The sequence below is a fragment of the Cytobacillus spongiae genome, assembly GCF_021390075.1.
In genome coordinates this window covers 76,557-92,011 of the sequence record NZ_CP089998.1, presented here as the reverse complement: position 1 = coordinate 92,011, position 15,455 = coordinate 76,557, and the positions used below count along the sequence as shown (strand labels likewise).

General features: G+C 41.5%; 11 protein-coding genes and 1 pseudogene. 3 read left to right on the top strand and 9 right to left on the bottom strand.

Translation table 11 applies throughout. From position 1 onward, the window contains the following. On the bottom strand, positions 1-1,254 hold the full coding sequence (gene hflX / locus LS684_RS20895) for a GTPase HflX (protein WP_233811762.1): 1,254 nt from the start codon (positions 1,252-1,254) through the stop codon (positions 1-3). 199 nt (positions 1,255-1,453) lie between these two features. Here hflX and LS684_RS20890 point away from each other — a divergent pair, with 199 nt between their 5' ends. Then, positions 1,454-2,062 carry a trimeric intracellular cation channel family protein gene (locus LS684_RS20890; RefSeq protein WP_169215896.1) on the top strand — a complete coding sequence of 203 codons (609 nt, stop codon included), beginning with the start codon at positions 1,454-1,456 and terminating at the stop codon, positions 2,060-2,062. Between the two features lie 66 nt (positions 2,063-2,128). Here the strand turns inward: LS684_RS20890 and spoVK are convergent, their stop codons facing one another. The 4 genes from spoVK to LS684_RS20870 all read right to left on the bottom strand — a co-directional run bounded on the left by spoVK (position 2,129) and on the right by LS684_RS20870 (position 7,364). Beyond that, positions 2,129-3,082, bottom strand: a complete 954-nt coding sequence (gene spoVK, locus LS684_RS20885; protein WP_169215897.1) for a stage V sporulation protein K — start codon at positions 3,080-3,082, stop codon at positions 2,129-2,131. A 387-nt stretch (positions 3,083-3,469) separates the two neighbouring features. After that, positions 3,470-3,706: an RNA chaperone Hfq gene (gene hfq, locus LS684_RS20880; protein ID WP_169215898.1), complete on the bottom strand. Its 237-nt coding sequence runs from the start codon at positions 3,704-3,706 to the stop codon at positions 3,470-3,472. A 28-nt stretch (positions 3,707-3,734) separates the two neighbouring features. Beyond that, positions 3,735-4,688 carry a tRNA (adenosine(37)-N6)-dimethylallyltransferase MiaA gene (miaA, locus tag LS684_RS20875; protein WP_284701596.1) on the bottom strand — a complete coding sequence of 318 codons (954 nt, stop codon included), beginning with the start codon at positions 4,686-4,688 and terminating at the stop codon, positions 3,735-3,737. A gap of 303 nt (positions 4,689-4,991) precedes the next feature. Beyond that, positions 4,992-7,364, bottom strand: a complete 2,373-nt coding sequence (locus tag LS684_RS20870; RefSeq protein WP_233812131.1) for a penicillin acylase family protein — start codon at positions 7,362-7,364, stop codon at positions 4,992-4,994. A gap of 225 nt (positions 7,365-7,589) precedes the next feature. Here LS684_RS20870 and LS684_RS20865 point away from each other — a divergent pair. Further along, positions 7,590-8,037 (top strand): annotated as a pseudogene (locus LS684_RS20865) (DUF4385 domain-containing protein). Between the two features lie 58 nt (positions 8,038-8,095). Here the strand turns inward: LS684_RS20865 and mutL are convergent. The 4 genes from mutL to LS684_RS20845 all read right to left on the bottom strand — a co-directional run bounded on the left by mutL (position 8,096) and on the right by LS684_RS20845 (position 14,325). Beyond that, positions 8,096-9,976 (bottom strand): DNA mismatch repair endonuclease MutL, encoded by a 1,881-nt coding sequence (gene mutL, locus LS684_RS20860; RefSeq protein ID WP_233811761.1) that lies wholly within the window; start codon positions 9,974-9,976, stop codon positions 8,096-8,098. Between the two features lie 13 nt (positions 9,977-9,989). Further along, positions 9,990-12,608: a DNA mismatch repair protein MutS gene (mutS, locus tag LS684_RS20855; RefSeq protein WP_233811760.1), complete on the bottom strand. Its 2,619-nt coding sequence runs from the start codon at positions 12,606-12,608 to the stop codon at positions 9,990-9,992. A gap of 166 nt (positions 12,609-12,774) precedes the next feature. Continuing rightward, on the bottom strand, positions 12,775-13,392 hold the full coding sequence (locus tag LS684_RS20850) for a DedA family protein (RefSeq protein ID WP_233811759.1): 618 nt from the start codon (positions 13,390-13,392) through the stop codon (positions 12,775-12,777). Positions 13,393-13,506: 114 nt separating this feature from the next. Further along, positions 13,507-14,325, bottom strand: a complete 819-nt coding sequence (locus LS684_RS20845) for a hypothetical protein (protein WP_233811758.1) — start codon at positions 14,323-14,325, stop codon at positions 13,507-13,509. A gap of 132 nt (positions 14,326-14,457) precedes the next feature. Here LS684_RS20845 and LS684_RS20840 point away from each other — a divergent pair, with 132 nt between their 5' ends. Next, complete coding sequence (locus tag LS684_RS20840; protein WP_349293134.1) at positions 14,458-15,345, top strand: VanW family protein; 888 nt, start codon at positions 14,458-14,460, stop codon at positions 15,343-15,345. Positions 15,346-15,455: the final 110 nt, after the last annotated feature.

The following is a 15,455-nucleotide window of genomic DNA, read 5'->3' as shown; positions in this document are numbered from 1 at the left end:
CTACCTTTGAAATTTCTTGATATGCCCTGAGATTGGATGGTCTTCCAAGTGATACCCAGTCAATTCATAAATCTGGTTTTCTTCTAAAAATTCCAATTTCCCTAGAATGGTTTCATTCTTTAATTGAGAAAGAAGCTTTCCTTCGCTTGCCGGGATCAACACATGATAGGAGATCATATGTTTTTTTACGATGTCTTCCATTTTCACCAATAGGTCTCCACGATCCCCTTCATTCAATGCACTGATGATCATGCGGGCCCCTTCACCGGACGGAACAAAGTCGGGGTGGACCATATCGCGTTTATTGTATACCGTTAACTGTGGCAGTCCGCTCATGTCCAAGTCTTCCAGCAAGGACTGAACGGTCTTTTCGTGCTGATTGTAATCGGGGTTTGAACTATCCACAACGTGGAGAAGCAGGTCAGCTTCCCTCACCTCTTCCAGTGTCGAGCGAAATGCGGCGATTAACGAAGTGGGAAGATCCTGTATGAATCCTACAGTATCCGTAAGCAAAGTCGTGTATCCGCTAGGAAGGGGCATTTTCCTCGTCATTGGGTCAAGGGTGGCAAATAGTTGATTTTCTTCATAGGAATCCGCCAGAGAGATACGGTTGAATAATGTCGATTTCCCTGCATTCGTATAACCCACCAGGGCAATTTGAAAGGTCTTATTGCGCTTTCTTCTTTTACGATACCTTTCTCTATGTTCCACAATCGTTTGAAGCTGTGTCTTGATATCATCGATTCTGCGATGAATGTGGCGGCGATCACTTTCCAGTTTAGTTTCACCGGGACCCCTTGTTCCAATCCCTCCACCCAACCTTGAGAGGGATGCCCCCTGTCCGATCAATCTGGGAAGTAAGTATTGAAGCTGCGCCAGTTCTACCTGTAATTTCCCTTCCCTTGATCGGGCCCTCTGAGCGAAAATATCAAGTATCAGTTGAGTGCGATCAATCACCCTGGCACTTAAGTCTTTCGACAGGTTCCTTATTTGACTAGGGGAGAGTTCATCATTAAATATGATGATATCAGGGTCAAATTGCTCTTCCAAAAGGATAAGCTCTTCCACTTTCCCTTTCCCTATATAGGTGCCTGGATGAACACGGTCCCTTTTTTGAGTGAGAATGGACACTACTTGACCATTAGCCGTTTGAGTCAACTCCTCAAGTTCTTCTAAACTATATTGAAAACGCAAGTCATCATCTTCAAGTTGACATCCAACAAGGATGACTTTTTCCTTCACTTCATTCTTCAATAAACATCCTTCTTTCTGTACATTTCATGAACACCTTCATCATATCAAAATCCCCTCGTAAACTCTATGTAAAAAGGTATGAAAAATGCTTGCAATTAAGTGCACACGTGTTAAAATCAGTATGTTTGAATAAACGAAGGAACCCTCTCACTCTACATAATGGCATGTAGCATTTTGTAATACGTAAGGAGGAATGAGTATGACGTGGGAAGTCTTGAGTATTATTGGTACCATTGCTTTTGCTATTTCAGGGGCTATCATTGCCATGGAAGAGGAATACGATATCCTCGGTGTATATATATTAGGAATTGTCACTGCATTTGGCGGGGGGGCCATCCGAAATTTACTGATTGGTGTACCGGTGTCTGCATTGTGGGAGCAGGGCATGCTATTTCAGATTGCACTCCTTTCCATTACAGCGGTCTTTCTCTTCCCTAATAATCTTCTTAAACATTGGAGAAAATGGGGTAATTTCTTTGATGCCATCGGACTTTCCGCCTTCGCTATCCAAGGAGCACTATATGCTTCTGAAATGAATCACCCAATCAGCGCGATCATTGTTGCTGCCGTCTTAACAGGAAGCGGTGGTGGCATCATCCGTGATTTACTGGCGGGTCGAAAACCCCTTGTACTCCGTTCAGAAATTTATGCCGTTTGGGCAGTCCTTTGCGGTGCAGCAATCGGGCTCGGCATTGTCCATTCTCCTTTTGAACTATATTCATTATTTGTCATTACAACAGCATTACGTGTTCTTTCCTACTTGTATAAGTGGCGGTTGCCCAATAAGAGTTTACGAGCACATGTTTAATGAAAAATGCATTCATCCCTGAATGCATTTTTTTATTCTGCTATTCTCCTGGTTTACTAAGTATATTCATTCAGAAGACCCTTTGTTAAATACCAGGTCATTACTGCGTATGGTTAATAAATCAAGCCGGTCATAGCAATTCTCCATCAATAGTCTCATGGCCTGAGCCCTTATCGACTTCTCTATTACATTCCGGACATACCTTCCGTTTGAAAATGCCATTGGAGAAAGAGTATTTTTGGCTGAATGGAGGTGCTCCTTTATCTTTCTCTCTGCATCATGACTTAATACATATTCCTTCTCTTCCAACATTCTTCTTCCTATTTCCATCAGTTGATCAACTGAATAATCCGGAAAATGAAAAACAAGGGGAAACCTCGATTGTAATCCGGGATTTAACGTAAGAAACTGATCCATTTCCCTCGAATACCCTGCCAATATCAAGATAAATTCATGCTGCTTATCCTCCATATGCTTGACCAGTGTATCAATCGCTTCCTTACCGAAGTCTTTCTCTCCGCCTCGACCGAGGGAGTAAGCTTCATCGATGAATAGAATCCCTCCAAGAGCTTTTTTAACGAGATCTCTTGTTTTCTGAGCTGTATGGCCAATATATTCACCTACCAAATCAGCCCTTTCCGCTTCAATCAGGTGGCCTTTGGATAATACATTCATTTTAAGGAAAAGCTTTCCGATAATTCGTGCAACAGTTGTCTTTCCCGTACCTGGATTTCCTTTGAACATCATATGAAGTGCTTGTTTTCCTGCTTTCAACCCCATTGCTTCTCTTTTTTTGTTCACGTATATCCATGCATAAATTTCTTTCACCATTTTCTTCATTTCGTCCATTCCAACTAGAGACCCAAGTTCTTCTTCAATTTCCCTTAACGCAACATGTTCATGAGGAAGGGACTGAGGAACGGATTCATGCTTCAATATATCTCGAACCGGACTCCGTTTTTGGGAATTCAACACTATGCTGATTTGCCCGTTATTTTTCATTCTCATTGGTTGATCCAATGGTTTCACCTCACCATTCTAAAGACAGTATACGCCCCTGAAGGCTTTAGGGTGACAAACGCCTATATTTTACCTGTTTTTTTCGACAAATGAGAAGAATCCTGTCTTTTCCTGCGCTTTCCCGAGAAATAAAAAAAATTAGGGAGTGTTAGTCATTCTTCGCTTGTTTTCATCAGGGTTCATCATACGATAGTCATTTCATAACCGGTTCGTTCATGTTCAATGAGGGATGAATAAAAACCCTCTTTTATCATCCTATTCAATTACTTTTTGTTTCATTAATTAAATATCGTATTCGTTCATGAGAATGACTCATTGATTAAAAAACGTTCAAAAAAGGAATAAAAAAAGCCGCCCTTGCAGGGCAGCTTTAGCTTTATATAGCTTTTAATTGTTTTGTTCATCAAAATTTATTTGGACATTACGCTGCGGAGCGAATGTTGAAATGGCATGTTTAAATACAAGTTGCTGTTTTCCTTCCGTTTCGAACAACACGGTAAAATTGTCAAAGCCCTTTACCTGGCCACGGATCTGGAAGCCATTTAAAAGGAATACGGTAACAAGCGATCCCTCTTTACGCAGTTGATTAAGGAATTGATCTTGGATATTAATGGATTGTTTCATGGGTTATTCCTCCTCTTCTATCTCTACATTACTTATTCGACTTTAATTGAAGCTTTCCTGCAATAAATTCTGAAATATCCTCAATTATTTCGGAGTGCCGATTCTCATCTGTCATATCGAACCAGGCTACATCCATTTTATTTCTGAACCATGTCAGTTGCCGCTTTGCATACCTTCTAGAATTTTGCTTCAGGTTTTCCTTTGCTCTTTCGAGTCCGATTAAACCATCAAGGTATTCATACAGCTCTTTGTAACCGATGGCCTGAACGGATTGGACATTCCTGACACCTTCATCATATAACTCCTTCACTTCCTCTAATAGACCCTGGGTCATCATCATGTCCACGCGGAGGTTTATTCTTTCATAGAGCTTTTCCCGATCCATTGTTAATCCGATTATAGCTGCATTGTACTGCAACTCCTTTGATTGTGATGCTTGAAACTCAGCCATTCTTTTTCCGGTACAATGATAAATTTCCAGGGCACGGATAACACGCCGTGTATTATTGGGATGAATATTGCTTGCGGAAACGGGATCGATACGCAATAACTTCCCATGAAGCCAATCAGGACCATTCTTTTCAAGTTCTGCTTCCAGCTCTTTACGATAATCCTCGTCACCAGGGGTGTCCGTAAATTGATAATCGTATAAGACCGACTGAATATATAACCCTGTCCCTCCCACGATTAAAGGAATCTTTCCACGGGAGTGTATCTCTGAAATGTTCTTCCTGACAAGTTCTTGAAAATCCGCAACAGAAAAAGATTCCCGGGGGTCTTTAATATCCAGCAGATGATGTGGTATGCCTTCCATTTCTTCTCGGGTAATTTTTGCGGTACCGATGTCCATCCTTTTATAGATTTGCATGGAATCCCCACTGATGATTTCCCCATTGAACCTATTAGCAAGTTCTATACTTGCATTCGTTTTCCCAACGGCTGTCGGACCGATAAGAACGATTACTTTTTCTTTTTCTATCATTGACATACATTCACTGCTTTCTATGTAACTGTTTCTTTACATATTATCGTACCATAATAATAGATGTTGTTAAATCACATCTTGATAGTATCCCCAATTCCTTTATGAATATTCCATGTCCTCCTCATTTTTCTCCTTCCTTGAAAAAGAATGTACCCATCTCAACGAGAAATAAACCTATGTACCTGTATCGCCAGTCAAACAAAACAGTCTGAAGTTCATCTCCAGACTGTTTGTATGTCATTTATTCCATGCGGTATTTCCTTAGAACCCTTTCGGATTTCTGTATACCCTCATCTGAATCTATTCGGCAAGTAGAATTAATCTTTCTCCTTTTGGATTTGAAATATGGGTTTGATGATAGTCCCCGTTTTTCCATGCGTCAATCTGATTATGATACCATTCACTTTTGTAATGGCCAGCCTGTCCAGGTCCAACAATATGATAGCCCTTATCCATATCCTCGGTATCAATGACAAACCTCCAAGAAGCCCCGTGATTGACGATGCCGTTCTCATTGTAGCTTGCTGCACCAACCGTCACTCTGCTACCCCCTGTCGGCTCAGGGTCTCTGTCATTTAAGAACCATTTCAACACAGGAGAAGCTCCTGATAAAGGATGTTCAAAGTATACCCGATGATACATTCCCCACTCCCACTCATCCATTGATGAACCATAGGCTTCCTCAAGCTCAAGCAAGGCTTGGGTAAGTGAAGATGTGAGGAACGTACGATATCCTCCCCTGTCTATAAACCACTGCGATTCCTCACCATTATGAGCTTTTCGAATGAGTTCATCCACGACACTTTGTCGGCCTTCAAACAGCTTCATCATTTCCTTTGGTACTTCTTTTTTAAACAGGCCGGTGGAAATCTCGTTCATCCATTGATGAAAAATAAGTGGTGCAGCGAACTTTTTATCATCTTTAAAGTTCCATGTCTCAAAGAGATCTATCGCTTCCTTTTCTTTAGCTGTTAAAGAATCCCTCATCATATCTTCAATCAGAATAGGGATCATTTCACGGGCATGTAGATTCACTTGATCCATTTGCAGGGCTTTCATATCCGAAAGAGAGAGGTCATTTCTTCCTTCTAAATATTCCTCTATCCTCATGTATCGATAAGGCTGAGCCCAGTGATGGCTAATGTGATAAGGGTAATCATCTGAAACTACTTTGTTATTTGCGGTTGCAACGAAGCCGGATTCTGGATTGACCACTTTGGGTAGCTCTTCAAAAGGAATAAACCCTTCCCATTCATAATCCGGGTTCCAGCCGGGAACAGGCAGCAATCCGTTCCCTTTTTTCCTGATGGGGATTTTTCCGTTTGCCTTGTAGGCAATCGTTCCATCTGCTGATGCAAATACAAAGTTTTGAGTGGGGACATGAAAGTCCTCCAGGGCTTTTTCAAACTCTTCCCAGTTCTCCGCTTTATTAATATTCAATATGGCAAGAAGTTCAAGGCTTGGATCAAGTGCGGTCCACCTCATGGATAAGACCTTTTCACTATCATTTTGAAGGGCAAATTCCGAAATAACCGGCCCATGTCTCGTAATCGTCACTTCATAAGGAATGACCTCTCCATCCTTCATGATGATAGGCTCTTCTATAATCGTTGCTTTTTCCCATTTGCCATCGTATAAGAACAGCGTGGGGTCTTGTTCATTCCGCTTCTCCACATATAAATCCTGAACATCAGGGCCTGTATTCGTAACCCCCCACGCAATTTGTTCATTGTGGCCGAGGATTATCCCCGGGATGCCTGCAAAGATCACGCCACTGACATTGACTTGTGGTGACTCCAGGTGCATCTGATACCAAATGGAAGGAGTCCCCAATGAAAGATGTGGATCATCTGCCAAGAGGGGTTTTCCACTTTCTGTTTTCTTACCGCTCACAACCCAGTTATTACTTCCATTAAACTCAGGTGGAATAACTGCCCCTGCAAATGATTTCCCTAGGTCCACCTCCATTCCTCCAATTTCAGAGAGAATGGTAGGTGCCTCCTTCGGATAGGACGGGAATAGATCATATGCTTTTTCCTTTGGCAAATGTTCCATTGCCCAATATCTGAACGCCTGCCCTTGCCAGTGACCTCCCAGATCAAAAGCCATATACTTTCCTATAGTCAACGAATCAATCGGCGTCCATATTTCTGGTTTATAACCAAGGAGAGTGAATTCAATGGGGAGCCTCCCTTTTTCTTTCGCTTCTTCTATGAACAAGTTGACGCCTTCAGCATACCATTCCAAAAGTTGCTTGGCTTCATCGGGATATGCTGCGTATGATACTTCCGCTGCCCTCCTCAATCCCAATGTCCTGAAAAACTTGTCCCGGTCAATGGTTTTCTCACCAACCACTTCACTCAAACGGCCAGAAGCCTGCCTCCTGCTGAGGTCCATCTGGAATAAGCGATCCTGGGCTTGTACATAACCTTGTGCCAGGTACAAATCTTTTTCATTTTGAGCAAGAATATGAGGGACACCATCCTTGTCTCTGGTTACTTCAACATTTTCAGACAGTCCCTCTAATGAAATCGTACCTGATGTAATAGGCAGGGACCTGTCAATGTAATAGTTTACAAATATAAGTGTTACAAGCAGGACAAATAGGAGAGATCCCGCTATCCATAATGTAAGTTTAAAACGCTTACTCCTTTTCTCCCGCTGTATCTCTATTCCTCCATGCATTCCTTATCCCCCTTTTATATATTGAATTTTCTGAATATAGATACCTCTTTACTATTTCCCTTCCTTGCACGGAATTCCTTCTATTATTTATTTCTGAATGTGAGGAAAATGATACAAACTCTTTAGTTAACATAATATTTTTATTGTAACCACATTTTTTTTGTTTACGGAACTCACCATACCGGGTACAAGATCTAAAGGAGGGATAGGGAAATGCCATTTGATTACGATCTTGATTTCGAAGGGATTGATTTTCGAAAACAGCCTGAAAAAATACCGTGTGGGGAGGGGCGAACAAGGTGTTCTATTAGTCGAGCCATACAAAAGCGAAATCCTTCCACACTGGCGATTCAAAACGCCACAGATTGCTGAAAAATCCTCTCAAAGGATTTATGACCTGTTTCTTCGGTACCAACAAGAAAATGATTTTGTAGGAATGGACATGGCCAGGAAGTTTCTACAGATGGGGTATACAAGGGCAAGACGATATGCCAATTACCCAGGAGGAAAGAAATACAATCATGACGGCACCATCAAGGAAAGAAGATTGGACAATGAGAAAGCAAAATCGGCTGCCCTATTTGAAGTGAAATGGAAACTGGTAAGAGAAGATGAAGAATATCTAAAGATGAAAAGAGAACACCAGGATAAATTCGGGTAAAAAACATACAGGCATTAAAAGAGGATGAATCATAGGGATTCATCCTCTTAGTCTACGCTTACATAATTCGTTTGAACATCTTTTCCATTTCATATGTTGAATAGTGAATGATGATCGGCCTGCCATGTGGACAGGTAAATGGATCACTTGTCCTTCTCAACTCATCCAGTAACGCCTCCATGTCTTCTTTGCGCAAATGATGGTTCGCTTTGATGGACCCTTTACAACTCATCATGATGGCTGCTTCTTCCCTGAGTTTTTTTATATCCACCCGATTCATCTTTAATACTTGTTCAATCATCTCTTCGATCGTTTCTTGCTCTTCCCCTTTTGGGAACCATTGTGGGTGAGACCGAACGATAAAGCTGTTATATCCAAACTCTTCGAGGAACACCCCTACATCTTCCAGAAGTGAGCGATAGTCATTTATTTTGATATACTCATCTGTAGAAAATTCAAGCGTGAGAGGGACCAGGAGTTCTTGGAGCTCCTTTGCCACTTCCCCCACCTTTTCCTTAAAGAACTCATATTTGATGCGCTCTTGAGCTGCGTGTTGATCAATAATGTATAATCCTCGATCATTTTGAGCGAATATATACGTGCCGTGCATTTGTCCAACTGGATAAAGAGGCGGCACTCGATAAGATTGATTTACTCCCGTATCCTCATCAGTCCCATTTATCAGGTCCTCCTCATTTTCTTCAACCACAAAAGAGGATTCATGCGGTTCAACAGCTACCTGCTTTGCAGACTCAGACGGTTTTTCCATGAGCGGCACTGGTTTATAAAGCTCAATGATCTCATCTTGAGGAAGTGGTCGTTCCTTTACTCTGTCAACAAAGTCTGTTCTTTCTACCTTTGGTCCAGGGATGGGGGAATGTTCCAGATTCATAAACGTTTGCTCTGATTCAGCTCGTGCAACTTTCGGTGAACCCGCACCTGAAGGGATCAATTCTTTTCCTTTGAAGACTGCTTTGATCCCTTCCGTCACCAAGGAATTCAATTCATTTTCTTTACTGATGCGGACTTCCATCTTAGAAGGATGCACATTCACATCTACCAGGATCGGATCCATCTCTATACTGAGTAATACGATAGGATGACGTCCGATCGGCAGAAGAGTATGGTACCCTTCCCCTATTGCTTTCGCTAAAGCATAGTTCTTGATGAAACGTCCATTGATCATCGTCGAAATATAATTTCTCGAAGCCCTAGTAACCTCTGGAAGGGAAATATACCCTTTCACTCTGAAATCCAGGGAATTCACTTCGATTGGAACCATCTTCTTGGCGATTCCAAGGCCGTAGATCGCTGCCAATACCTGTAATACATCCCCGTTCCCATTGGTATGCAATAAAGATTTCCCATTGTGAAGGAGCTTGATGGACACGCTAGGGTGTGCAAGAGCTATTCTGTTCACTACATCTGTAATGTTACCAAGCTCAGTGTGAATGGTTTTCATATATTTCAATCGAGCGGGTGTATTGTAGAACAGTTGTGAAACTGTGATATCTGTGCCTTTCCTTGAAGATGACTTCTCAAAGGTATGGATTTCTCCGCCTTCAAGCTCAATACACGTTCCTGGGCCATCACCGGTACTCGTTTTCAATGTGAAATGTGAGACAGAAGCAATACTCGGGAGAGCTTCCCCTCTAAATCCAAGGGTTCGAATACGGAATAAGTCATTTTCATCTTTAATTTTACTCGTTGCATGTCGCTTAAATGCTGTTTTCACATCATCTTCTTCAATACCATCCCCGTTATCGATGATCCGTATCGACTGCAATCCTGCTTCTTCAATATGAATCTCGATCATTGATCCCCCTGCATCTATGCTGTTTTCAAGGAGTTCCTTTACAACGGATGCAGGTCTTTCAACCACTTCACCGGCTGCGATCTTGTTCGAGAGTGAATCATCAAGCTGAAATATCTTTACCACCGTTCCTCCTCCTTTAATTTTTTAATTTCTTTTGGATCGTGTACAGTGAGTTCAGTGCATCTAATGGTGTCATTTCAAGAATATCCAAGTTCTTCAACTCTTCCAGGCATTTCTTTTCTTTAGAAGAGAGAGTTTCTTTCCTTTCCCTCTTTTCAGAACCAAAAAAGGAAAGCTGGGTCAAGTCTTCTGTTTGTTCATATTTCTGTGTATTGGTTTCCATTGTGGCCGCTAATTCCTTAGAAATAGATGAATCTTCCTTTCGTTCTAGCTCAAGAAGGATTTCATTCGCTCTCTTAATCAGGGATTCAGGGAGCTCTGCAAGCTCGGCAACATGGATTCCGTAACTTTTGTCAGCGGCACCTTCCTTGATCTTGTGGAGGAAAACAAGTTTTCCATTCTGTTCCATGGCACTGACATGTATATTTTTAACCTTTGATAACTCATCATCAAGAACCGTCAGCTCATGATAATGAGTCGAGAATAACGTTTTTGCTCCTATATGTTCATGAATATATTCGATAATGGCTTGAGCAAGTGCCATCCCATCATAAGTGGAAGTGCCTCTCCCGATTTCATCGAATAAGATTAAACTCTGCTGAGTTGCGTGAATGATTGCGTTTTTCGCCTCTAACATTTCAACCATGAATGTGCTTTGACCGGAAATCAAGTCATCGGCAGCCCCGATTCGCGTGAATACTTGATCAAAGATTGGAAGATTTGCCTCTGCAGCCGGAACATAGCAGCCAATTTGGGCAAGTATACTCGTTAAAGCCACCTGTCTCATATACGTACTTTTCCCTGACATATTCGGTCCTGTGATAAGAAAGATTTCTCTTTCATGGTCCATATTGCAATCATTTGGGACGTATTCCTGTGCACCCATCACCTTTTCCACAACCGGATGGCGTCCGTCCTTCAGAACGATCCTTCTCTCTTCATTAAAAACCGGACGGGTATAATGCCTTTTTTCACTCACCGTTGCAAAGCACTGAAGAACATCCAGTTCACTTATTAGTCTGGCAAGCTTTTGGAGGCGTGGAATAAATTCCTTCACTCTTTCTCGAATGGAAACGAACAGTTCATACTCGAGATCTACGCTTTTTTCATCAGCCTGAAGGATAAGTGCTTCTTTTTCCTTCAGCTCAGGCGTGATGAACCGCTCTGCATTTGTTAACGTTTGTTTTCTTTCATAACGGTTGTCTTCCAAATGGTGAAGATTTGCTCTTGTTACTTCTATATAGTAACCGAAAACTCTATTGAATCCGACTTTCAGAGACCTTATTCCCGTCCGTTCTCTTTCATCCCGCTCTAATTGCGCAATCCAGGATTTCCCGTTCTTACTTGCATCACGGAACTGATCAAGCTCCTCGTGATATCCTTCCCTGATAATGCTTCCCTCTTTGATGGATAAAGGCGGATTATCCACAAGAGCCTGTTCAAGGAGATCCATCAATTCTTCACATGGATCAAGTTTTGTCACAAAGTCGTCTGTTACTTCATTTCCCAGTGATTCCACCAGATTCTTTAGGAATGGTACTTGCTGAAGGGATTTCTTCAACTGAACAAGATCTCGTGCATTCACATTCCCGAACGCGACCCGTCCAGACAGCCTTTCCAAATCATACACTTCTTTCAGCCTTTCCCTAAGGTCCTCTCTCTCGAAAAATCTTTCCAGAAGCACTTCAACGATCGTTTGACGTCTTTCGATTTCCTGCTTATGAATGAGGGGACGATCTATCCATTGTTTCAATAGTCGTGCTCCCATGGCCGTCATCGTTTCATCTAATAACCAGAGAAGAGATCCTTTCTTCCCCTTGGATCGGATCGTTTCTGTCAACTCCAGATTACGTTTCGAATAGTAATCCATTTTCATAAATTGATGCTGCTGATACGTTTCAACTGCTTGGAGATGATCAAGGCTTCTCTTCTGTGTACGGAAAAGATAATGGAGAAGAGTGGAGGATGCCGATTTCAGTTTTTCATTTCTCAAATTTTCGACAAGATGGGCAAAAGCTTCCCCTGGGTTTGCTTCCCTCTCATAGGATAATGTCACATCGTTTCTTTCCTTAATCCTATCCTGCACTTCTTTCATAAGATCCGGGTGAATGACCACTTCCTTAGCCCCGATGGTGGAGAGCTCATTTAAGACAGCGTGGAGACCGTCCGTAACCAGAGTCACCTTCGTTTCCCCCGTTGATAAATCACTATATGCCAACCCAAACGTTTGATCATTAAAATCTGTCACAGAAGCGATATAGTTGTTTTCTTTATCATTTAATCCTTTACCATCCATAACAGTTCCAGGTGTAATGAGCTGTACGACTTCCCGTCTGACAACTCCCTTTGCCTGTTTGGGGTCTTCTGTTTGTTCGCAGATTGCTACTTTAAAGCCTTTGTCTATGAGCTGCTCTATGTAATTGGGAGCAGAATGATAAGGGACACCGCACATGGGAATCCGTTCCTTTCCTCCCCCGTCACGGCTTGTCAATGTTATTTCAAGTTCTTGAGATGCAGCAATGGCATCATCGAAAAACATTTCATAGAAATCGCCTAAACGGAAAAATAAAAAGGCATCCTGATATTCTGCCTTTACCTGTAAATATTGTTTTATCATTGGGGTATATTGTGTCATGGTTTCATTCAAACCTTTCCAGTAAATCTTCTATTCTCAACTATTTATTATACCACAGGTGAAAGATATGAAGCATTTAGTAGTTTGAGGAAACCAAAATCGTTCTTTAGCGTCATCTCTTTTAACAAAAAATTCACTCCCTGACTCAGGAGTGAATCGATCTTTCTTATTCTATTTGCTTTGCCATGGTTGATTCTTTGTCCAAACAGCCGGTGTTTTCCTTGGGCTTGATCAGAAATTTAACGAAAAAGAAACCAGCCGCCAATACAGCAACTCCAACAATGACATACGTTTGAATGTCATTCATCAAGGTCTGTACATTTTTGAGATTGCCATTTTTCCCCACAATCAACATCGTGAAGGTAATGGGGAATATGCCCATGAATGTTAATCCACCGAACTTCCATTTGTTCACTTTACTGATTCCTGCAACATAGGAGATATAGTTACCAATCCCAAGAGGTCTTGTGATGGCAATGCTCCACAAGCCGCATTTCCGAAACCATTTCTGTCCTTTCTCCATTTTTTTCGAACTGGTTTTCTCTTTAATTTTATCTTTTAATTTATGTCCAATACCATATGGGATATAACTAAAAACCGTATAAACCAAGCTGCTTGTGGTTGCAAGAACTATTAATTCCATCCAGGTAGGATCTAATAAGTATCCATAGGTTAAGGTTACGAGTGCCCCCGGAAATGGCAGGGATGATGCTTCAATGGCATTCCCTGCGAACAATCCCCACATGCCAAGATCCTTTATTAAGCTTATGACAAACTCAAACATCGGTTTGGTCCCTCCATGATTCATTATATATACCCTTTTCCCCTTTTCTAATATGAATAACACTTTAAGATAGAAAAGATTTCATCCACTGGAGGAACGAAATGTCGTACATTCTTATTCCATCATTGAAAGGAATGACTGACCGTCTAGTTTCCATTGATCCTCCACCGCTTCTTTACGTACGATAAGAGAAATGGACTTTGTTTGTTGTGTTTGATCGGTCTGTATCCATTTCACACTGACTTGAAGCTCCATTCCTACCAGGACAGGTAAATCTTCTACAGGAAGAATCGACTTCTGTGTGACTTCAATATGTCTCACCTTGTGAAGAATTTCCTTTGCTGATATGTCGTTGTTACTCATCACTTTTGAGAGGAGCCTTTCATCATGCTGATTGACGGCAATCTCCATTACCCTAATCAATTCATAAGGATCCGATTTGTACAGAAATTCATCCAATACCCCGCCTGCTTTTAAAATCATGATTTTATGCCCTAAATCCGGTGTCGGGGTTTTATGAGTCGTACTTCCGTAGAAATGAACACAGAAATGTCCAGGGAAGTCATTTTGAAGCGCTCCTGCACCGTGAGGCATACCGTTCATGGATGCCGCTATGAGCTGATCATGTACTAACACCAGAATCGCTCGTCGATCCCAGCTCCATTTCCCTCCATAGATGGATTTCATAATCTTCGTATCTTTTTTTGTCACAGGTTGAACATCTGCATGTTTATTTCCAGCTCTTCTTTGCACTTTAAATGACAGACCCGTTTCCACATCAATGATTGTAAAATAAGTCCGGTTTGGAATGATTTCTTCTACTTGCTCCCAAGGTACTATTTCTATATTAAAATCAGGCATTGCCTCTGCAGCTTTAGGGAAGCAAACAGTCAATAATGACACAACCATAATGAATCTGAATAGAAAAAGCATGTACGAAACCTCTTTTTTTCCTTAGTCTTTAATCACCACCTCAATTAAATGACCATCAATTTTTGGCAATTATCTTCTAACATGAAAGAACCCCTTCTTATCCATACTACAAACGAAAGGGGGGCGGGGCATATGCTTATGATGAAACTTAGTACATTCTGTCTCTTATTACTACCTGTCGTACATGCTCAAAACCCATTGCATATTCACCTTCCTAAAGAGGAAACAATCTCAATAGAACAAAATGCCTTATATGTACCATTTGTAGATGAACCCTTATTAAACGAAGAGCGATATGAAATGTTGATATCTGAAGTAAGAAAAGAGGTCTTTCTCCCCCCTCAGAATGCATATCTCAATGAGAGTAACCAAATCGTTTCTGAAAAACCAGGTTACAAACTTGATGAAATAAAATTTCGCGAATTTATCCTTTCTTACTTAATTTCCAGAGACAAAAATCATTTGACTGCCCCTCTTAAAGTAATGTATCCAAAAGTAGATAGTGAGACAATCGCCCATATACGGACCGAGCAGATTGGTAGCTACGTCACTTACTTTAATGTCCATAATGTGGAACGTTCCCAAAACATCTCTCTGGCAGCCGAAAAAATCAACAATACGGTCGTATTCCCTGGAGAAGAGTTCTCATTCAATGGTGTGGTAGGAAAAAGGACAAGGGATAAAGGATATAAAAAAGCCCCTGTCATATTGAAAGGGGAACTTTCAGAAGATATTGGCGGAGGGATATGCCAGGTGTCATCTACCTTGTTCAATGCGGTGGACCAGGCAGGTGTTGAAATAGTTGAGCTATATCACCACTCAAAACGTGTTCCTTACGTGCCTGATGGCAGAGACGCTACTGTCAGCTGGTACGGACCTGACTTTGTTTTTAAGAACACCTATAACCAGCCATTGCTTATCAGGGCAAAAGTAAGAGACGGGCAAGTTCACATTACGATCTACTCTTCGGAATTTATTAATGTGAAAAAGAGAAATGTGCCCAGCGCTTTACATCCGTAAAGGTCAAGGCGAAGATCTATCACAGGCCACAAACGTTTTATTATCAGCATACGTTGCAGTGTCATGGGAGAAGTTCTGTTCTTATGGTGAAACTGACATTCATTAGGTTA